The organism is Halorubrum sp. Ea1 (assembly GCF_002252965.1).
Classification (GTDB): domain Archaea; phylum Halobacteriota; class Halobacteria; order Halobacteriales; family Haloferacaceae; genus Halorubrum.
Genome location: NZ_NHPG01000130.1, coordinates 33,067 through 54,010, shown reverse-complemented (window position 1 = coordinate 54,010; position 20,944 = coordinate 33,067). Strand labels below are relative to the sequence as shown.

Genomic DNA, 20,944 nt, shown 5'->3' with positions numbered 1-20,944 from the left:
GCGACGGCACCGGCCGCGTACCGGAACGCGACGCGGCGCGTCGATACCGCGGGCTACTCGTCGGACGAGCAAAATCCCTGTTGTTTACTATTCAACCCGGGGCAGTTCGTCGGCCGCCGCGCTCGGCCCGGACCCGGCCGCGGCCGAACGGAGAGCGGGCCTTTAGTTCGTCGGGGTCGAAGCGGACGGTGTGACACGCTCCGACGCCCCCGACGGGCTGCGGTCCCTCGGGCGGCTCCGACGGGCGCCCGTCCGGCGGCGCGTCCGCGAGGCGGTCGCCGAGGAGCTGCTCGGCACCCCCCGGAGCCTCGGCGTCGTGCTCGCGTTCGTCGCGTTCATGCTCGCGGTCGGCGCCGGCTACTACGCCCCGACGGCCGGCGACGTGCCGGTTCCGCTGTGGCCGCTGTACGCGGACTCGGCGGTCGCGGTCGCGCTCGGCGGGGCGGTCCTGCTGACGCTCGTGCCGACGGTGCTTTCCGGCGGGAGCGTGGCCGCCGACGCTCCCGCGTCGCGGCCGCTGGCGTACCTCCACACGCTCGCGTTCGTCTGGCTGGTCACGTTCGGCCTCTGGCCGCTGGTCTCACTGAACCTCGCCTTCTCGCAGTACGTCGCGGCCCCCGACGCGTGGATCTACTACTGGGGCGTGCTCGGCACGCACCTCTGTTTCGTCGGGCTCGCGCTGCTGTTCCCGGCGTTCGGGCGGACGAGCCGCGGGGCGCTCGGACTCGCACTCGCGCTGGCCGTCGGGAACGTCGCGCTCGACTACGGGGTCGGCTACCACCCGCCCCTCCTGTACGAGCCCGGGCCGCTGCTGGCGGGCGCGACGCTCGCGATCGCCGTCTTCTCTGTGTGGCTCGCGTGGCGGTCGTTCCCGCGGCTGGACGAGACTGGGTAAGTGTCACTCGTCGTCGGCTTTCGCGAATTCGCGGGGGGTCCGTCGTTGACATCCTCCCGCGCCTGAAGACGCGGGAATCCCACGGTACCGCGCCGCTGAGTTGGGATATTAGGGTTCGCGGTTCACGACCTGTTCTCGTGGGGCGAAAACACCCTCACTACGGTCAAACAGGTGAACCGCTGGCTGTGCCAACCAGCCGTTATCCCTATCACCGCCATCCGTGGCGAGACTCGGGAGTACCTTTTGCCGAATGTTCTCCGCACCGTTCACGTCTGCGTTCGCAACCGTGTCGCACTCCTCACACACGTACAGGCCACGTTCTACACGCTGGTCATCATCGGTGTAACCACACGCCGAACACGACTTCGATGTATCGCGTTCAGACACCAACTCCACGTCGATACCCTCGGCTTCCGCCTTGTAGTCAAGTAGCGTCGTGAAACGGTCGAACGCCCACCCGTGCAAGTCGAAATTGCCGTGGTCGCCCCAGTTGCGTGATTCGCCGTTCTCGTCATCTTCTCGGATGCCGCCAAGGTCGCCAACGACAAGCGTACCGACACTCCGTTCGGCGCATTCCTCGACAATCGTTTTCGAGAGCGCGTGCAAGAAGTGCGTCCGACGACTCGTTCGCTTGCGGTCAAGACGAGTGGCCTCTCGGGACGAGGAATCATCGCAGTTAGCTTTCTTTTTGACGAAGTAGTATTCGTCCTCTTTGAGTGCGCCACCGGGATACAACACCGACTCGCCGCCGAACGAGACGGCGGCGAAGTTGCATATCCCGAGGTCAACACCTGCCACGTCATCGCCCGGCGGTTCCGGGTCGATGGTAGTGCGACAGACGAATTGAAGCCGCCACTCGTCGCGTTTGTAGACGGCCCGAACCTGTTGAATGTCCCACTCTGTCAGGTCAACATCCGGGCGCGTCTGGTACTCGCACAGGATGAAGTCTGAGCGGTGTTTTTTGAGGTTGCGACCTTTTGAGAGGCGGACGCGGGTGAACTGTGCGTCGTGCTTGAAGCCAGCCGCTTTGAACGACACGGTTGAACGCGGGTGGGAATCTCCGTGTTTGCGGTAGCCGGGCGGTCGGGCGCGGTCGTCGCCGTTCCGACGCTTGCCGAACCAGCCGTTGAACGCTTCAGCGAGTTCTTCGAGAACGCGCTGACTGGATTGAGAATGCAAGTCCGTGTAGCGTTCGTGGCCTTTGAGTTCGGTCTTGAGTTCTCCGTCATCGGGAATCTCGCCCGTTTCGTCCCACTGTTCTTGTGCGTAGTAGCGACCGACGTTCCAGAGTTTTGAGGCGGCCCATCCGAGTTGGTCGAGGTCGTCACAAACCTGTTGCTGGTTCGTGATGGTGGCCTCGAAGGTTCGGATGGTTCGACTCATTTCTGGCTTCATAACTGGTTATGCGTACCGTTCTGTTAATAGTGTCGGTTGGCGTGGAACATCCGGCCGTGCTATCGACGGTTGATTGCGTAGGAGTTGTCGGATTCATCCTGCGTCTAAAGGCGCAGGTATTCTCCTCGAATCTCTATAACCGGTAGTGTCGAAGCGGTCGGTCTCCCCGGCCGATCCGGCGTCTGCGGGATACGACGCGAACGGTCTGCGCCGCAAACGGACACCGGCGGCTCAGCGACACCACCGCTCGACGCGTTGTATCACCACCAATAGGATTATTTCCAAACACTGTCAATCGAGACCGTCTTGCATACCAAGCTGACCGGAGGCGGTGACCTCGTCGGAGACTCGGCGTGGCGGGTCGTAACTATCGCGGCCGCGTGGTTGCTGCTCCTGTTCGTCGGTGCGTACCTGATCACCCCGGCCAGTATCCTCACGCTGATGATGACCGATCTCGACATCACCGAGACCACGGCCGCCGCACTCGTCTCGATGCCACAGGTGGCCGCGACGGTGATCGGTATTCCCGTTGGGATCTATCTCGATCGCGTCGAGACCCGTGCGGTTATCCCCGCGGCGGCGGCCGTCCTCCTCGTCGGCAGCGTCGGCGACTGGTTCGCCGCGAGCGAGGGGACCGTCTCGCTGCTGATCGCGTCGCGACTGTTCGCAGGCGTCGGAATGTTCGTTCTCTGGGTCGTCAGTATCAACGTCGGGTCGAGGACGTTCCCACCCGACAGGCGGGCGACGGCGACGTCGGTGATCATCTCGGGATATCCCGCCGGGTACGCGCTCGGACAACTCGGTGCGCCGCGCCTCGCCGAGGTCGTCGCTTGGCCGGGGGTGTTCCCCGTCTTCGGCGGCGCGGTCTTCGCGATGTCGCTCGCGCTCTCCGTCGCGGTCGGGCGGGTCGGCGGGTTCCGGGCGGCCACGGCCCCGGACCCGATAACACTGGTCGGCTTCAAGCGGGTGCTGAGAAACCGGAACGTGTGGATGATCGTCGCCGTCACGGGCCTCGGCTACTCGCTGTATATGGTGTTTAACTCGTGGATGCCGACGTACATCACCCGTCAGTTCGGTGTGTCGCTGGCGGAGAGCGGCGCGTTCGTCGCGCTGTTTCCCGCGGTCGGGATCCTCGCTCGGCCGACGGGCGGATGGCTGTCGGACACGGTGTTCGCCCGGCGACGGCGGCCCGTCTTCGCCGCCTCGTTCGTCGGCGCCACCGTGCTCTCGGTCCTCATGTACTACAGCACGACTATCGCGGTACTCGTCGCGACGCTCGTCCTCGCAGGGGTGTTCCTCCAACTGCAGATCGGGCTCATGTACCAGTCAATTCAGGAGTTCGTTGCCCCGAGCGCCGCCGGAACGGCCGTTTCGATCGCGAGCGTGGCCGGGTGGGCGGCGTCGTTCGTCGCGCCCGTCGTGGCCGGCAAACTGATCGCCACCGCGGGCACCGACGCCGTCCTGTTCGCGCTCGCGGTCGGCCTCGGCGTGACGGGAGCGCTCACCGTCTGGCGGATGGCCGAGTCCGGCACCGCCGCGACGCCGGTCTGATTACGTCCTTCGCGTTCGGCAGTCGATTTTGATCGGTTCCGAATCGGTCAGAACAGGGACCGCGAGATACGACGCGCGGAGACGAATCGTTCGATAGAATCCGCCTCCGCACCCGAAATCAGGGGGTTAACAAATGCGGACGATGCGTTTTGATCGGCAAAACGGCCCGATAATCGCCACATTGCGCCGGTGTGGGTGGAGCGGTATAGAGTGCTATCGAGTAGAATGTGGTGCGTTTCTCGTGGAGATCGAGTTCCGTCTTTCCGGCGTGCTTCGCCGCCACGTTGGCGGACGGGATCATGTGTACTCAGACACGGTCAAGCGAAGCGAAGGAACGGGCGCGACGGGATCCTCGCGAGCGAAACGAAGTGAGCGAGCGAGGGTCAGCCGTGCCCGTATCGGACGCAGTGAGATACGGGCACGGCGGGATTCGAACCCGCGATCGAGAGGTTAGGAACCTCTCGCCCTGTCCGCTAGGCCACGCGCCCAACGCGGCGGAGAAAACGTCGCAGCGGGGATCGGTCGGCGTCGCCGAGCAGGTCTACGCGCTCGTCTCTTTCTCGGTTTCGAGGTCCTCGAGGTCCTCGTCCTCGTCGACCGTCGAGTCCGCGCTAACGGTCGACTCCTCGTCGTCTCCCTGCATCTGTTTCAGTTCGTCCTCGACCTCCTCGCGTCCCTTCTTGAACTCGCCCATCGCTTGGCCGGTCGACCGAGCGAGCTTCGGAATCTTGTTCGCCCCGAACAGAAGGACCAGCACGAGCAGGATGATGAGGAGCTCCGGGCCCGCCGGGATGCCGCCGATCAGTGGAGTCGGAATTGCCATCTCTGTCCCGGAGTAACCCTCTTGCGACTATAGTCTTTTTGCCTCGGTGAGCCGACGCCGAGTCGTCGCTGGCCGGGCAACGCGCCCATAATCCCGCCTTCGCGGGAAGTCGGTCGACGAACGCCGAAACCGTGATACCCGCGCGGCGCAACCGGGAGGTATGACGACAGTCGGCGACGACGCCCCCGACTTCACCGCCCCGCTCGTTGACGGCGACATCGAATCGTTCCGGCTTGGCGACCGCCTCGGCGACGAGCCCGTGGTGCTCGCCTTCTTCCCGGCCGCCTTCTCGAACACCTGCACCGACGAGATGGAAGCGCTCCGGGACGGCTTCGACCGCGACGACTGCACCCTGCTCGGCGTGAGCACCGACCTCCCGCACGCGCTCGCGGCCTATCGGACGCAGTACGACCTCCCGTTCGCGCTCGTGGGCGACCCCGACCACCGCGCGATCGAGGCGTACGACGTGGTCGAGTCGTTCGACCGCTACGGCGTTGACGCGGTCGCGCAGCGGGCCGTCTTCGTGATCGACGGCGACGGCGTCGTGACCTACCGCTGGCTCGCGGAGCACGCGGGACAGGAGCCGGACTACGACGCGCTCGACGAGGCGGTCGCCGAGGCGGCGTAGGTTACCTCAGACCGCGTCGCGGAGGTCCGCCAGCGCCTCCGGGTTCTCCATCGAGGAGAGGTCGCCGGGGTCCTCGTCGTTATAAACCGACTCGATCGCGCGCCGGATGATCTTCCCGGACTGCGTCTTCGGGAAGGCGTCGACGAAGAGCAGTTCGCGCGGCCGGAACGGTTTCCCGTGTTCCTCGCCGACCAGCTCGCGAAGCTCCTCGCGGAGCCCGTCGCCCGGTTCGACGTCGGGTTCGAGGACGACGTAGGCGACCACCGCGGTGCCGGTCGTGTCGTCCGGGACGCCCACCGCGGCCGCTTGATTGACGGCGTCGTGGTCGATGAGCACGCCCTCGATCTCGGCCGGGCCGACCTTCCGCCCGGCGACGTTCAGGGCGTCGTCGGCGCGGCCGTGGAGGAACCAGAACCCGTCGTCGTCCTTCTGCGCGAAGTCGCCGTGGTCCCAGAGGTCGTCCCACGTCGACCAGTACTCGTTCAGGTAGCGCTCGTCGCCGGACCACAGCGACTTCGTCATCGACGGGCAGGAGTCGCGGGCGACGAGGTAGCCGCGCTCCCCCTCGTCCCGGACCGACTCGCCGGTCTCGTCGACGATGTCGATGTCCATCCCGAGCCCCGGTCCCCCGAGCGTGCAGGGCTTCAGCGGCTGGTTCGGCATCGGCATCAGGAAGCAGCCGCAGATCTCGGTGCCGCCGGAGATGTTGATTATCGGGCAGTCGCCGCCGCCGACCGCGTCGTAGAACCAGCGCCACGACTCCGGGTCCCACGGCTCGCCGGTGGAGCCTAAGATTCGGAGCGATGAGAGGTCGTGGCCCTCGACCCACTCGTCTCCGTGCTTGCGGAGCGCGCGGATCGCGGTCGGCGAGATGCCGAACTGCGTGATCGAGTGCCGGTCGATCAGCTCCCAGAAGCGGTCCGGCTCGGGATGGTCGGGCGCGCCCTCGTACATCACCACGGTCCCGCCGAACGCGTGGTTCCCGATCAGCGTCCACGGCCCCATCATCCAGCCGATGTCGGAGACCCAGAAGAACCGGTCCGCCGGCTTCTGGTCGAAGCCGAAGTGGATCTCCTTGGCGCACTGGGTGAGGACGCCCGCGTGGGTGTGAACGATCCCCTTCGGCTCGCCCGTCGTCCCCGAGGAGTACAGCAGCATGGACTCCTGGTCGCTCGGGAGCCGCTTCGTCTCGTAGTCGGTCGATCGCGACGCGACCGCCTCCCCCCAGGTGACGTCGCGGTCGGCGTCCCACGGGACCGGCTCGACGCCACCGCCGTCGCCCCCCGCCGACTCGGCCGCCGGCGTCGCGCCCAATCGGTCGTACACCACGGTGTGTTCGACGTGGCCCGCGTCCGCGATCGCCTCGTCGGCGGTCCCCTTCAGCCGGACCTCGCTCCCGCGGCGGTAGAAGCCGTCGCCGGTGAACAGGACCGACGGCTCCGCGTCGGCGATCCGGGTCGCCGTCGCCTCGGTCCCGAACCCGGAGAAGATCGGCACCGCGATCGCGCCGACTTTCAGGCAGCCGTAGAGGATCGAGACGACCTCGGGCACCATCGGCATGTACAGGGCCACGGTGTCCCCGGTCTCGACGCCGACCGACTCCAAGTAGTTGGCGACGCGGTCGGTCTGGCGGGCCAGCTCGTGGAAGGTGACCTCCCGGACGTCGCCGGGCTCGCCCTCCCAGATCAGCGCGACCCGGTTCCGGTTCGGCGAGTCGACCGCGGCGTGTCTGTCGACGACGTTGTGCGCGACGTTGATCTCGCCGCCGGGGTACCAGTCGGTGAACTGGGGGCCGTCGCTGTCGTCACCGGACTGCATCCGGTTGCCCGCGGAGCTCCGCTCCGCGCTGCCACGAACCGCGTCGTACTCCGTGTAGAAGTCGATGTCGAGGTAGTCGACGACCTCGTCCCAGAACCAGTCGACGCCGGACGCCGGTTCGCCCGGGAGCTCCGAGGTGGTGCGTTCGATGAGCGCCTCGTAGTCGTCGATGTCGTACTCGCGCATGAACGCGGCGACGTTCGTCGACTCCGCGAACGCCTCGCTCGGCTCGTGCACGACCTCGTCTATCCCCTCGTACTCGTCCATCTCGTCCGGCCGTTTTCGCGGTAACGGTAAGTAATTTTCCTGAAATTCGCGCCACCGCGGTTCCACGCACTCGCCCGCGACCGCCGCCGTGGTCGCTGTCGCGGTCGTCGCCGCGAGGAGTTCGCGTCGGCGCATGAGAACGCGATCGGCGCCGCGAGAGTTGAACCCCGGACACGCGAGCGTCGGGAGGCCCTGCGGGCTCTGACAGAGGGAGAAGCGGTCGACCCCGGTCGACGCGGCCGGGAAGATCGGGGACCTACTCGGTCTCGACCGGGACGTCGGCGACGGGATCGGCCTCGTCCGCGGCGGCCTCCGCGTCGGCGTACACCGACTTGGGAACGATGTCCACGGAGGCGACCTCGTCGTCCGGGTCCAGGTTCATCACGATAACGCCCTTCGTGTTTCGGCTCACGGTGGATATCTCCTCGACGCGGGTCCGCATGATCTGGCCGTCGCCGCTCATCGCGACCAGGTGGTCGCCGTAGGTGACCGCCTCGATGGCGACGACCTCGCCGTTGCGGTCGCCGGTCTTGATGTCGATCAGCCCCTTCCCGTTGCGGGACTGGAGGCGGTACTCGTCGAGGTCGGAGCGCTTCCCGTAGCCGTTCTCCGTGACGGTGAGCACCCAGTTGTGGTACGCGTCGTCGATGGCGGCCACGCCGGCGACCGCGTCGCCCTCGCGGAGGTCGATCCCGATCACGCCGCGGGCGGTCCGGCCCATCGCCCGGGCCTCCGACTCGTCGAAGCGGATCGCCATCCCGTTCCGGCTCCCGATGACGATGTCCGTGTCGCCGTCGGTCACCTCGACGTCGACGAGCTCGTCGCCGTCCTCCAGCCGGATCGCGCGGATCCCCGTCGACCTGATGTTCCCGAACTCGTCGACGGCGGTCCGCTTGATGTACCCGTCGCGGGTGACCATCGTGAGGAACTCGTCGTCGTCGAGGTCGTCGGTGTTCACCACCGCCTCGATCTCCTCGCCGCCGTCGAGGTCGAGGAGGTTGACCGCGGACTTCCCCCGGGCGGTCCGGGACATCTCCGGGATTTCGTACGTCTTCAGCTCGTAGATCTGTCCGCGGTTGGTGAAGACGAGCAGGTAGTCGTGGGAGTTCGCGGCGAACACGGAGGAGACCCTGTCGCCCTCCTTCAGGCCGGTGCCGATGATCCCCTTACCCCCGCGGTTCTGCGCCCGGAAGGTGTCGAGCGACATGCGCTTGATGTAGTCGTCCTCGCTCATCACGACGACGCACTCCTCCTCCGGAATGAGGTCCTCGTGGGTGACGTCGCCGACGTCCTCGATGAAGCTCGTGCGGCGCTCGTCGCCGTACTCCGCCTTCATGTCGTTCAGCTCGTCGACGATCACGGCGTCGAGCTCGTCGGGGTCGGCGAGGATCGTCTCCAGCCGCTCGATGCGGGCGGTGACATCCTCGTACTCCGACTCGATCTCCTGCGTCTCCATCGAGGTGAGCGAGCCGAGCTGCATGCGGACGATGTGCGCCGCCTGGGCTTCGCTGAACTCGTACTCCGCCTCCAGCGCGGCCTTCGCGGCGTCGCGGTCGTCGGAGTTCTGGATCGTCTCGACCACGTCGTCGACCTGTTCGAGCGCCTTCAGTCGGCCTTCGAGGATGTGCGCGCGGTCCTCTCGCTCCGCGAGCTCGTGCTCTGAGCGGCGGCGCACCACCTCGCGGCGGTGCTCGACGTAGTGTTCGAGCGTCTCCTTCAGGTCCAGCACCTGCGGCGAGCCGTCGACCAGCGCGAGGTTGATGACGCCGAAGGTGCGTTCGAGGTGGCTCTCTAACAGCTGGTTCTTGACGACCTCCGCCATCGCGTCGCGCTTGAGCTCGACGACGATGCGCATCCCGTCGCGGTCGGACTCGTCGCGGAGGTCGCGGATCCCCTCGATCGCGCCCTCGTTGACGTCCTCGGCGATGCGCTCGACGAGCCGGGACTTGTTCTGCTGGAATGGGAGCTCCGAGATGACGATCCGGCCCTCCTCCTCCATGACCTCGAACTCGGCGCGGACGCGAACGCGACCGCGACCCGTCTTGTACGCCTTATGAACCGCGTTCCGCCCGACGATGTTCGCGCCGGTCGGGAAGTCCGGTCCCTTGACGTGTTCCATCAGGTCCTCGACGGCCGACTCCGGGTTCTCGATCAGTTCGACCGTCGCGTCGACGACCTCGCCGAGGTTGTGCGGCGGGATGTTCGTCGACATCCCCACCGCGATCCCCGAGGAGCCGTTGACGAGGAGGTGCGGCACCGCCGACGGCAGCACCTCCGGCTCTTCGAGCCGGTCGTCGTAGTTGGCGGTGAAGTCGACCGTGTCGCGCTCGATGTCGGCCAGCAGCTCCTCGGCGATGGGGGCCATCCGGGCCTCCGTGTACCGCATCGCCGCCGGCGGGTCGCCGTCGACGGAGCCGAAGTTCCCCTGCCCGTCGACGAGGGGGTACCGCATCGAGAAGTCCTGGGCCATCCGCGCGAGCGTGTCGTAGATGGCGCTGTCGCCGTGCGGGTGGTAGTCACCCATCGTCTCGCCGACGATGGAGGAGGACTTCCGGTGCGAGGAGTTGCTCGTGACGCCCGCCTCGTGCATCGCGAAGAGGATGCGCCGGTGGACGGGTTTGAGCCCGTCGCGGACGTCGGGGAGCGCGCGGCCGGCGATGACCGACATCGCGTAGTCGATGTACGACTGCTCCATCTCGTCCTCGATGCGGGCGTTCGTCACCTGTGCGGCGCGGACGTCGTCGGGGTTCGCGTCGGGTACGTCGGAGCTCATATGTCCACCCACTCGGCCTCTGTCGCGTGTTCCTTGATGAACTGCTTCCGCGGCTCGACCGCGTCGCCCATCAGCACGTTGAACATGCGGTCCGCCGCGGCCGCGTCGTCGATGTTGATCTGTTTGAGGATGCGATTTTCCGGGTCCATCGTCGTGTCCCACAGCTGGTCGGGGTTCATCTCGCCGAGGCCCTTGAACCGCTGGACCTGATCCGGGTCGCCGTCGCACTTCTCCTCGACGATCCGGTCGCGCTCCGCCTCCGTCATCGCGTCGTACGTCTCGCCGCGGTAGCGGACGCGGTAGAGGGGCGGCTGGGCGGCGTACACGTAGCCCGCCTCCAGCAGGGGCTTCATGTGGCGGTAGAGGAGCGTAAGGAGCAGGGTCCGGATGTGTGCGCCGTCGACGTCGGCGTCAGTCATCAGGATGATCTTGTTGTACCGCGCGTCCTCGATGTCGAACTCCTCGCCGATCCCCGCGCCGATCGCGGTGATCAGCGCGCGGATCTCGTCGTTCTCAAGGATGCGGTCGAGCCGGTGTTTCTCGACGTTGAGGATCTTCCCCTTGAGCGGGAGGATCGCCTGGTTCTCGCGGTTCCGGCCCTGCTTGGCCGACCCGCCCGCGGAGTCGCCCTCGACCACGAACAGCTCGGCCTCGGTGGGGTCTCGGGTCTGGCAGTCGGCGAGCTTCCCGGGCAGCGCGGTCGACTCCAGCGCCGACTTCCGGCGGGTGAGCTCCTCGGCCTTCTTCGCCGCCTTGCGCGCCCGCGCGGCCTCCGCGGCCTTGTGGACGACCTTCCGGGCGGTGTCGGGGTTCTCCTCGAAGAACGTGCCGAGCTTCTCGTGGGTCGCGGACTCGACGATGCCGCGGACCTCGCTGTTGCCGAGCTTCGTCTTCGTCTGCCCCTCGAACTGCGGGTCGGGGTGTTTCACGGAGATGACCGCGGTGAGCCCCTCGCGGACGTCCTCGCCCTTGAGGTTCGCGTCGAGGTCGTTGACGAGCCCGTGCTCGTTGGCGTAGTCGTTGACGGTCCGGGTGAGGGCCGTCTTGAACCCCGTGAGGTGGGTGCCCCCCTCGCGGGTGTTGATGTTGTTCGCGAACGCGTGGACGGAACCCTGCAGCTCCTCGGTCGCCTGCATCGCGACCTCGACGTGGATGTCCTGGTCCTCGTCCGCGAAGTAGATAACCTCGTCGTGGATCGGCGTCCGCGCCTCGTTGAGGTAGCCGACGAACTCGCGGATGCCGCCGTCGTAGAGGAACGTCTGCTCGTCGCCCGCGTCGGCGGCGTCGCCGTCCGCGTCGCGCTCGTCCGCGAGCGTGATGGCGACGCCGGAGTTGAGGAACGCCAGCTCGCGCAGGCGGCTGGCGAGCGTCGAGAACTCGAAGTCGCCCGTCTCGAAGATGTCGCCGTCGGGCCAGAAGCGGATGTACGTCCCCGTGTCCTCGCCCTCGTCCATGTTGCGGACGCGCTCGAACGCGCCCTCGACGGGCTCGCCGCGGGCGAACTCGTGGCGGTAGACGCCGCCGTCGCGTTTTACCTCGACTTCCAGCCGCTCCGAGAGGGCGTTGACGACGCTGACGCCGACCCCGTGGAGGCCGCCGGAGACCTGGTAGGACTTGGAGTCGAACTTCCCGCCGGCGTGGAGGACGGTCATGATCACTTCGAGCGCCGGCCGGTCGTACTTCTCGTGGGTGTCGACGGGGATGCCCCGCCCGTCGTCGCTGACGCTGACGGAGCCGTCCCCGTGGATCGTGACGGTGATCTCGTCGCAGTAGCCCGCGAGGGCCTCGTCGATAGAGTTGTCGACGACCTCGTAGACGAGATGGTGCAATCCTCGACCGTCCGTGGATCCGATATACATCGCCGGACGTTTACGGACGGCCTGGAGGCCTTCGAGGACCTGTATCTGGCCGGCTCCGTATTCACTCTGCTCTGACATAGAACTTGCCTGATTTAGTCAGTGCCGGCTTATAAACCCGGCGCACGCGCACGCGGGCGTGCAGGAGGCGACGGGCGCGGACGAGAGTCAAGGCGGTCCGGTGCGTGCGCACGGGTCACTCCGCCCCGCCAGCCCCGCCGGGACGCGTTTGACTTCCTCCCCGCCCTGAAGGGCGAGGATTCCTCCGGTGGGATGTTGGCTATGCCGTACCCACGGAGGCAACTTTCCCGTTGCCGGTACTCTGGTTTGTGCGCTCCTCGTTGGGACTTTCCCTCTCGGGAGAGTGTGGTGTCTCTGACCAGTTGTGGTCGTCCCACTTGAGGCGCACGGGCCGAGCCATCGACCCAACTTCGAGTTCGCAAGCCTGCTGTTCGAGGAATGTCCGGGACGCACACAGATCGGCGTGTGCTTCGTGGCCGCACGGACATCGGAACACGTCGCCGTCGCGATCGGTACCCTCTTGTTCGCCACACACCGGGCACGTTCGGGTTGTATTGGCTTCTGACTGCACCTCAATACTGATGCCGTATTCCTCGGCTGTGTACGATAAGCGATCGATGAACGCCCGAAAGGCCCAGAACTGGTGAGTCTTTGCGTTCACTTCAGCACACCAGTGCGCCGAGAGAACATCCGTGAGGTCGCCGACGTACACTGTCTTGACACCGTCGGCGTAGAGCTGTTCCATCAGGTCCCGGGCTAGTGCCTCCTGTGCGTGGTCGCGCCGCCGTGTCCGTTTCTGATACAGCTGCCGAATTCGGTTGCTACTGTATCGCCCCTCACGGAGCTTCGACTGTAATCGGGCAATTTCGTCGGTCGTCTCGCGGAAGCGATCAAACAGGTCGCGGCCCTCGTAGAGGTACTGCTGGCCGGTCGTCGTTGTACAGGCGATGAGATTGTTTGCGCCCACGTCCAGTGCGGCTTCTTCCGAAGCCAGTGGTGAATCCTGTTGTGAATCAGGTACGGTAACAGGCTGAAAAGCCCTGAACGTGTCGTCTATCTCGTCGTACTGTATCTCCAAACGACCTTGTTCGCCGTCCCACTTCGGGTCGCCAGCGACTTCAAGACGGAGGCGACCAGTGTGGTCGTATTCGTCCTTCAGAGCGGACCCGACTGGGATCTCGATTCGTGACCGATCGCCGGTTTCCAGTGTATACAAGTCGTTCCGGATGAACGTGCGTAGTTCTCGTCCATCATCTTCGTTGCCCCAGTATCCGGGGGGCGAGGGACGTTCATTACGGTCGCCGTTGTGCCAGTCGTCTAGGGCGGCAAAAAACGAGTTCCACGCAGACTTGTTTTTCCGGATCACTTGCTGTGCGGTTCCAGAGCCGGTCACATCGACATACTGCTTGCGGTAGTCAGCAGTGTCCCACACTGATTCGCCGTCGAAGAATTGCTGGCGACGCTCGTAATTGAGCTCGTTCCACAGGCTCGCAGAGGCGTCCAACAGATCCAACAGTAGCCGCTCGTCGTCGTCGGAGAGCGGGCGTACCGCGAACGTGTTGGTTCGCCTCACGACAACAGACATTTGTAGTCCTACGTCTATATGTCTTTTGGACACAAACAATGCGACCGAATATCAACATTTCACACACCCTGAACGGCCGCGTGAAAGACTACGCTGAAGATCAAGACGTGAGTCTTGAAGAAGCCTACCGAGAAATTATCGAAGCAGGATTGGAAGCGGTGGAACATCCAGACGAATCGTAGCACGTCGGTTGTGGCATTGTGCTGTCGCTTGGACCCCGCCCTGAAGGGCGAGGCTTCCGCTTGCTATCCGTCAGCGCTCGTCGAGGAACGCGCTCGCGCGCTCGACGACGGACGCGCGGAACCGGGCGACGTCGACTCCGGCCGGACCGCTCTCGCCGTCCCCGAACCGGAGGGGCGTCTCCCGGGCGACCGCCTCGACGGTCAGGTCCGCGAGCCGGTCGACCGTCGCCGGCTCTCCGCGCCGTTCGAGGGCCGCGACGACCCGGTCGAACCGCTCCCGTCCGGCGTGGACCGCGGCGAGTTCGTCGGGGTCGGGAGGGTCCGTGGCCCGGTCGCCTCTCGCGCGGCCGTCTCCCGCGCCGTCGCCGTCGTCGCTCGGCCCCCTCGAGATCTTCACGCGTCCGCCGCGCTTGTTCCGGACGACGACGCCGGCCGCCGGGCCGTCGCGCCACTCCGACGCCGGGACCGCGTATCCCTCGGGGTCGAAGTCGCGCGCGTTCACCTCGCGCGCCACCGCGTTTACCGGGGCGAGCCCGACCCCCTCGAAGATCGCCGCGGCGGCGTCCGGCGGCCGGAACGCCCCGTCCTCCTGACTCTCTCCGTTCCCCTCGCGCTCTCTGTCACCCCCACTCTCTCCGTTCCCCCCGCGCTCTCTGTCACCCCCACTCTCTCCGTTCCCCTCGCGCTCTCCGTCCGCGCCCGTCCACACGTCGGTGCCGAGGAACGGCGGGATCCGGTCCCAGTCGTAGTCGGTCCCGCAGCGGTGGGTGGCGACCCCGAAGAACGTCACGCCGGCGGGGTCGGCGACGGCCCGCCGGAGCGCCTCGCGGTCGAACCGATCGCGGGCGTGCCGGACCGCGGGTCGGACCGCGGGCGGGACCGCGTCGAGGTCGTCGTACACCGCCTCCGGACCGCCGAACCGGAGGAGTCCGGACTCGTCCATGCGGAACCGGAGCCCCGTTCCGTCGATCAGTTCGAGGAGCCAGAGGTGGCCCTCGAGGAGGCCGTCGGGCGGGTCCGCGTCGTCGAGGTCCGGGAGCGGTGGGAACCGGCGCATGGTGTGTCGGGCGGGCGACCGGCCTGAGACTCCGACCCGCAGCGGGTTGGCTCTTTGGGAGACCGCGAGGGGCGCCGTCGGTCCGTCGCCGACCCCGCCGGCGCGTCGCCCGGGCCCACAGCTACAAGCGGCCGCCTGCCGTACCGACTCGCGATGCTACCGATCGCGGACTCCTTCGAGCACGACTACCGCGGCTGTGAGATCCTGTACGGACGCGGTCGCGCGAGCGAGCTGAGCGCGGTCCTCGCCGACCGGGGGCTGGGGGACGCGCTCGTCGTCTGCGGCGCCAACGTCGGCGCCAACGACGACCTGATGGACCGGATCCGCGGGGGGCTCGACGACCGACTCGCCGGCGTCTTCGACGGGACGACCCCCGACAAGCGCGTCGAGACGGCGTACGACCTCCTCGACAAGCGGGCCGAGGTGGGCGCGGATACCCTCGTCGCGGTCGGCGGCGGCAGCAGCCTCGATATCGCCCGGCAGGCGGCGCTACTCGACGTCGACGACCGCGACCTCGCCGAGCTCCGCGACGACGCGGCGGAAGGCCCCGACGCGCTCGGGTCGCTCGCGCCCGGGTCCGACCCCTTGCTCCCGGTCGTGGTGATCCCGACGACGTTCGCCGGCGCGGACCTCTCGACGGGCGGCTCGCTGGAGGTGCTCCCGGCCGACGAGTCGCCCACGGGCCAGCCGCTGACCGTCAGCGGCGACGGACCGATGCCGGTCGTCGACCTCGCCGACCCGGCGCTGTTCGAGACGACGCCGTCGTCGGCGCTCGCGGGGTCGGCGATGAACGGCTTCGACAAGGGGATCGAGACGCCGTACGCGCGGGACGCGACGCCCGTGAGCGACGCGGCCGCGGTCCACGGGCTACGGCTCCTCTCCGACTCGCTCCCGCGGGTCGCCGGCGATCGGCCGGAGACCGAGGCCGCCGCGGACCGGGCCGTGGTCGGCGCGCTGCTCGTCCAGCTCGACCGCCGGATCTCGGTGATACACGCGTTCGGCCACGGGTTCGCGCGCCGCTACGACGTCCAGCAGGGCGACGTCCACGCGGCCGTCGCCCCCCACGTCCTCGCGTACCTCTTCGACGAGGTCGACGCGAGCCGCCGAGCGCTCGCCGCCGGGTTCGGCGTCGACGTCGACGGGCGCGACGACGACGCGATCGCGGAGGACGTCGTCGACGCCGTCGCCGCGATCCGCGGCGCGCTACCGGTGCCCGAGCGCCTCCGCGATCTGCCGGCGACGGCGGAGGGCGATCTCCCCGCGATCGCCGAGTACGTCGCCGACGACTGGTGTATGGACCGGGCGCCCGAGGAACTCGACGCGACGCCGGAGGCGATCGAGGGCGTGTTGCGCTCGGCGTGGTGACCGGGCGGAGGGCCCGATTTCGGCCGGCCTGACCGCGGCCGGAGGGTTCGGCGTGTCTCTCCCCGCTCAGCGACCGCGATACCGACCCGCGGCGACGGCCGCGGCGAGGAGCGCGAGGACCGCGGCGACGACGCCGAAGCCGGGAGCGCCGTCGTCGGTGTCGCCGGAGCCGTCGTCTCCGGTATCGTTCGAACCGTTCGCGCTCGGATCGGCCTCGTCCGCGGTCTCGACGCCCTCGACCGTCGCCGGGTCGGACTCGACGCCCCCGTCGCTCGCGACGATCGTCCGGTCTCCGGCGGACGAGATCGGCACCTCGATCTCCCCGCGGGCGTCGGTCTCGCCGACGTCCTCGCCGTCGACCTCGACCGTGGCGCCGGCCACCGGCTCGTCGTACGCGTTCAGCACGGTCACGCGCGTCGTCTCGCCGACGAGCACGCGGTCGTTCGCCGGGGTGACGGACAGCGCGGGGGTCCGCTGGGCCGTGGCGTTCACGCTCCTCGGGGACTCTCGCACCCGGACTCGCTCGGGCGAGGGGTCGTACCCGTCCGTGACGACCTCGACCGTGTACGCCGCGTTCACGGGCACGTTGAGCGAGGCCGTTCCCTCGGTCACGGTCACCTCCCCTTCGAACACCGACGATGTCACCCGGACCGACCCGCTCTCGATCGGCTCGGGCGGGTCGAAGTGGTCGTCGAGGGCGCGGACGTCGAGCGTCACGGTCCCCCGCTCGATCGCGATCGTCGTCTCCGTGTTCAGCGACACCGTGACCTCGCGCTCCGTCTCGTAGTACCCCGGCTTCACGACCGTGACGTTGTACGTGCCCCGCTCGAGGCGAGCCGTCTCGTAGGTCCCGTCCGATCCGGTCTCGCCGCGGTCGACGGACCGCCCGTCCTCGCGGACGGTCACCCTCGCGTCGGCCTGCGATCGATTCTGGTCGTCGAGGACCGTCACCGTCGCGGTCCCGCTCCGGGTGACGCCGAGGTCGATCTCCGCCGCGCTCGCGTTCTCGACCTCGAGCGGCCTGTTTCTGACGTAGGTGTCGTCGTCCACGTCCAGCTCCACGCTCGATCCCTCGGGGACGTCGAGGAGCACGTTCCCGTTGCTCGCCGTCGTGCCCGTCGCGGTCCCCGTCTCTCCCGAGTCGGTCTCCCACTCGGCCTCGACGGTCGCCCCGCCGACTGCGTCGCCGTCCTGGTCGGCGACCGAGACGGTGAGCGTCACCTGATCCTGACCGACCGCGCCGCCGGTGGCGACGACCGCGACGAGCAGTACCGCGGCTCCGACGAGGACCAAGCGTGCGACGTTCATGTACGACATACTAAACATTGCCGTCATATATTGGTATGGGCCGCTTACCGGTTTCTGACCGCGGACGTGTGCCCGATTTCGAGGGGACTCCCCGCTTCTGACCGACGAGCGAGGTCGCGGTGCCTCGCGCCGGTCGAGCCGGGAGTGACGTCGCGGACGGACCGCCCGCGACCCCGACTCCGCCGTATTCAAATACGCGCGCGAAGACCAACGGATATGGAGCAGATCGACGACCAGTACGCGCCCGCGGACGTCGAGTCGGCGGTCGACGACTACTGGGACGACGTGGACGCCTACGAGGCGGCGAAGGAGGCGCACGCCGACGACCCGCCCTTCTTCTTCGTGGACGGGCCGCCGTACACCTCCGGGCAGATGCACCTCGGCACGGCGTGGAACAAGACGCTGAAGGACGCGATCATCCGCCACAAGCGGATGACCGGCCACCGCGTCACCGACCGACCGGGCTACGACATGCACGGGCTCCCGATCGAGGTGAAAGTCGAGGAGGAGCTCGGCTTCGAGAACAAGCGGGACATCGAGGAGTACGGGATGGAGGCGTTCATCGAGAAGTGCAAGGAGTTCGCCTTAGAGAACCGCGCGGCGATGGACGAGGACTTCAAGTCCATCGGCGTCTGGATGGACTGGGAGGACCCGTACGAGACCATCTCGCCGGAGTACATGGAGGCCGCGTGGTGGGCGTTCTCCGAGGTCGCCGACAACGGGCTCGTCGAGCAGGGGAAACGCTCCATCTCGCAGTGCCCGCGGTGCGAGACCGGGCTCGCCAACAACGAGGTCGAGTACGAGGACGTCGAGGACCCCTCCATCTACGTGAAGTTCCCGCTCGCCGACCGCGAGGGGAGCCTCGTCATCTGGACGACGACGCCGTGGACGATCCCCGCGAACACCTTCGTCGCCGTCGACGAGGAGCTCGCGTACAACGCCGTCCGCGCCGAGAAGGACGGCGAGGAGGAGCTGCTCTACGTCGCCGAAGAGTGCGTCGAGGACGTGCTCGGAGAGGGGCGCTACGAGGAGTACGAGGTCGAGGCCGAGCTGACGGGCGAGGATCTCGTCGGCTGGGCGTACGATCACCCGCTCGCCGACCACGTCGCCGAGTACCCCGACTCCGAGGGCGCCGGGCGGGTGTACGCCGCCGACTACGTGGAGGCCGACCGCACCGGGCTCGTCCACTCCGCGCCGGGCCACGGTGAGGAGGACTTCCACCGCGGCACGGAGCTGGGACTCGATATCTACTGTCCGGTCGGCCCCAACGGCGAGTTCACCGAGGCGGCCGGCGAGTACGCGGGCCAGTTCGTGCGCGACGCCAACGACGACATCGTCGCGGACCTCGTCGCCGACGGCCACATGCTCGCGCACGGCACCGTCGACCACAGCTACGGCCACTGCTGGCGCTGTGACACCGGGATCATCCAGCTGGTCACCGACCAGTGGTTCATCTCGATCACGGACGTGAAAGAGGACCTCCTCGACAACATGGAGGAGTCCGAGTGGCACCCGCAGTGGGCGCGGGACAACCGGTTCCGCGACTTCATCGAGGACGCCCCCGACTGGAACGTCTCCCGCCAGCGCTACTGGGGGGTCCCGATCCCCATCTGGGTGCCCGACGACGCCGAGGCGGGGAACCTCGACGAGGACATGATCGTGGTCGGCACCCGCGAGGAGCTCGCCGAGCGCGTCGAGGAGGACGTCGACCCCGGGGCGATCGACCTCCACCGCCCCGCTGTCGACGACCTGACCATCGTCGAGGACGGCGTCACGTACCGCCGCGTCGAGGACGTGTTCGACGTGTGGCTCGACTCGTCGGTCGCCAGCTGGGGCACGCTCGGCTACCCGTCCGAGGAGGAGGCCCACGACGAGCTGTGGCCCGCCGACCTCATCGTCGAGGCGCACGACCAGACCCGCGGCTGGTTCTGGTCGCAGCTCGGCATGGGCACCGCCGCTGTCGGCGAGATCCCCTACGAGGAGGTGCTGATGCACGGCTTCGCAAACGACGAGGACGGGCGCAAGATGTCGAAGTCGGTCGGCAACATCGTCACCCCGGAAGAGGCGATCGAGCGCGCCGGTCGCGACCCGCTCCGCACCTACCTGCTCTCCCACGACCAGCAGGGGGTCGACCTCGCGTTCGAGTGGGACGGGCTCGGCGAGCTGCAGGGGAAGCTCAACATCCTCTGGAACGTGTTCCGCTTCCCGCTGGAGTACATGGAGCTCGACGGCTACGACCCCGCCGAGGCCGACCTCGCCGACGGCGAGCTGGAGCTCGTCGACGAGTGGGTGCTCTCCCGGCTCCAGTCGGTCGAGACCGAGGTGACCGAGGCGTGGGCCGACTACCGCGTCAGCGACGCGGTCAACGCGGTGATCGAGTTCGTCACCCAAGACGTCTCGCGCTTCTACGTGAAGGCCGTCCGCGACCGGATGTGGGAGGAGGCGGACTCCGCCTCGAAGCGGGGCGCCTACGCGACGCTCGCGACCGTCCTCGACGAGGTGATCCGGCTGCTCGCGCCGATCGCGCCGTACCTGACCGAGCGGATGTACCAGACGCTCGACGGCTCGGCGACCACGGTCCACCAGCTCGACTACCCCGAGCCCGACGACGGGCTCCGCGACCCCGAGCTGGAGCGCGACGTGGCCGTCCTCCGCGACGTCGAGGAGGCCGCCGCGAACGCCCGCCAGCAGGCGGGCCGGAAGCTCCGGTGGCCCGTGCCGCGCGTCGTCGTCGAGAGCGGCGACGACGAGGTGACCGCCGCCGTCGAGCGTCTGTCCGACCTGATCGGCGAGCGCGTCAACGCCCGCGAGGTGACCGTCACCGACGCGTTCGACGAGCTCGTCGAGACCGCCGAGCCGCAGATGGCCGAGATCGGTCCCGCCTTCGGCGCCGACGCCCAGAAGGTGATGGACGCGGTGCAGGGCGCGACGCGCGCGGCGGTCGAGGGCGGCGCGGTGGCCGTCGACGGCGAGCCCGTCGACCTCGACGACGCGATGGTCGAGTACGTCGCCGAACCCCCGGATAACGTCTCCGGCGTCGACTTCGACGGCGGCACCGTCTACGTCGACACCTCGCTCACCCCCGAGATCGAGTCGGAGGGGTACGCCCGCGACGTGATCCGTCGGATTCAGGAGATGCGCAAGGAGCTCGACCTCGACGTCGAGGCCCGGATCCGGGTCGGCGTCGCCGTCGACGACGACCGGATCGCCGGCTTCGTCGACGAGCACGCCGACCTGATCGCCGGCGAGGTGCGCGCCGACGAGTGGCTCGACGAGCCGAGCGACGCCGCCGAGACCGACGGGCTCGTCGAGGAGTGGGACGTCGAGGACGTCGTCGTGACGATCGGAATAGAGCCGGTCGCGTAGGGGAACTGCCGGTTTCGAGCCCGTCAGTCGCGCGGCAGACGGACCGGCCGCGGA

Annotated in this window: 14 protein-coding genes and 1 tRNA gene; 6 read left to right on the top strand and 9 right to left on the bottom strand. The window is 67.7% G+C overall.

Translation table 11 applies throughout. The features are described 5' to 3' along the window. The first annotated feature begins 190 nt into the window (after positions 1-190). The gene (locus DJ73_RS16270) at positions 191-895 is read left to right on the top strand and encodes a DUF1405 domain-containing protein (RefSeq protein ID WP_094558485.1); all 705 of its coding nucleotides are present in this window, start codon (positions 191-193) and stop codon (positions 893-895) included. Between the two features lie 108 nt (positions 896-1,003). Here DJ73_RS16270 and DJ73_RS16265 read toward each other — a convergent pair whose 3' ends face one another. Continuing rightward, entirely contained in the window at positions 1,004-2,278 is a 1,275-nt protein-coding gene (locus DJ73_RS16265; protein ID WP_094558491.1) for an RNA-guided endonuclease TnpB family protein, read from the bottom strand. 318 nt (positions 2,279-2,596) lie between these two features. On the opposite strand from DJ73_RS16265, the gene DJ73_RS16260 reads away from it, so the two are divergent. Next, positions 2,597-3,841: a nitrate/nitrite transporter gene (locus tag DJ73_RS16260; RefSeq protein ID WP_241881496.1), complete on the top strand. Its 1,245-nt coding sequence runs from the start codon at positions 2,597-2,599 to the stop codon at positions 3,839-3,841. 415 nt (positions 3,842-4,256) lie between these two features. On the opposite strand, the gene DJ73_RS16255 is transcribed toward DJ73_RS16260, so the two are convergent. Continuing rightward, positions 4,257-4,329 (bottom strand) — tRNA-Arg (locus DJ73_RS16255). Between the two features lie 53 nt (positions 4,330-4,382). Continuing rightward, a complete protein-coding gene (locus DJ73_RS16250) occupies positions 4,383-4,664 on the bottom strand; it encodes a twin-arginine translocase TatA/TatE family subunit (protein WP_094526592.1) in 282 nt (93 codons plus the stop codon). Positions 4,665-4,824: 160 nt separating this feature from the next. Here DJ73_RS16250 and DJ73_RS16245 point away from each other — a divergent pair, with 160 nt between their 5' ends. Next, positions 4,825-5,292, top strand: coding sequence for a redoxin domain-containing protein (locus tag DJ73_RS16245; RefSeq protein WP_094526593.1), 468 nt, complete (start codon positions 4,825-4,827; stop codon positions 5,290-5,292). Positions 5,293-5,298: 6 nt separating this feature from the next. On the opposite strand, the gene DJ73_RS16240 is transcribed toward DJ73_RS16245, so the two are convergent. From DJ73_RS16240 to DJ73_RS16225, 4 genes are all read right to left on the bottom strand, one after another. Then, positions 5,299-7,377 (bottom strand): AMP-binding protein, encoded by a 2,079-nt coding sequence (locus tag DJ73_RS16240; protein ID WP_094558490.1) that lies wholly within the window; start codon positions 7,375-7,377, stop codon positions 5,299-5,301. Between the two features lie 256 nt (positions 7,378-7,633). Further along, complete coding sequence (gene gyrA, locus DJ73_RS16235; RefSeq protein ID WP_094524534.1) at positions 7,634-10,150, bottom strand: DNA gyrase subunit A; 2,517 nt, start codon at positions 10,148-10,150, stop codon at positions 7,634-7,636. After that, a complete protein-coding gene (gene gyrB, locus DJ73_RS16230) occupies positions 10,147-12,087 on the bottom strand; it encodes a DNA topoisomerase (ATP-hydrolyzing) subunit B (protein WP_094558484.1) in 1,941 nt (646 codons plus the stop codon). The genes gyrA and gyrB overlap by 4 nt, the downstream gene beginning before the upstream one ends. Positions 12,088-12,286: 199 nt before the next feature. Beyond that, a complete protein-coding gene (locus DJ73_RS16225; protein ID WP_094558483.1) occupies positions 12,287-13,612 on the bottom strand; it encodes an RNA-guided endonuclease TnpB family protein in 1,326 nt (441 codons plus the stop codon). A 38-nt stretch (positions 13,613-13,650) separates the two neighbouring features. On the opposite strand from DJ73_RS16225, the gene DJ73_RS20485 reads away from it, so the two are divergent. Beyond that, entirely contained in the window at positions 13,651-13,794 is a 144-nt protein-coding gene (locus tag DJ73_RS20485) for a hypothetical protein (RefSeq protein ID WP_176451153.1), read from the top strand. A gap of 70 nt (positions 13,795-13,864) precedes the next feature. On the opposite strand, the gene DJ73_RS16220 is transcribed toward DJ73_RS20485, so the two are convergent. After that, entirely contained in the window at positions 13,865-14,851 is a 987-nt protein-coding gene (locus DJ73_RS16220; RefSeq protein WP_094558482.1) for a hypothetical protein, read from the bottom strand. Positions 14,852-15,004: 153 nt separating this feature from the next. Here DJ73_RS16220 and DJ73_RS16215 point away from each other — a divergent pair, with 153 nt between their 5' ends. Next, positions 15,005-16,216 (top strand): iron-containing alcohol dehydrogenase family protein, encoded by a 1,212-nt coding sequence (locus tag DJ73_RS16215; protein ID WP_094558481.1) that lies wholly within the window; start codon positions 15,005-15,007, stop codon positions 16,214-16,216. 66 nt (positions 16,217-16,282) lie between these two features. Here the strand turns inward: DJ73_RS16215 and DJ73_RS16210 are convergent, their stop codons facing one another. Continuing rightward, complete coding sequence (locus DJ73_RS16210; protein WP_094526598.1) at positions 16,283-17,524, bottom strand: carboxypeptidase-like regulatory domain-containing protein; 1,242 nt, start codon at positions 17,522-17,524, stop codon at positions 16,283-16,285. A gap of 216 nt (positions 17,525-17,740) precedes the next feature. On the opposite strand from DJ73_RS16210, the gene ileS reads away from it, so the two are divergent. After that, the gene (gene ileS / locus DJ73_RS16205; protein WP_094558480.1) at positions 17,741-20,890 is read left to right on the top strand and encodes an isoleucine--tRNA ligase; all 3,150 of its coding nucleotides are present in this window, start codon (positions 17,741-17,743) and stop codon (positions 20,888-20,890) included. Positions 20,891-20,944 lie beyond the last annotated feature (54 nt).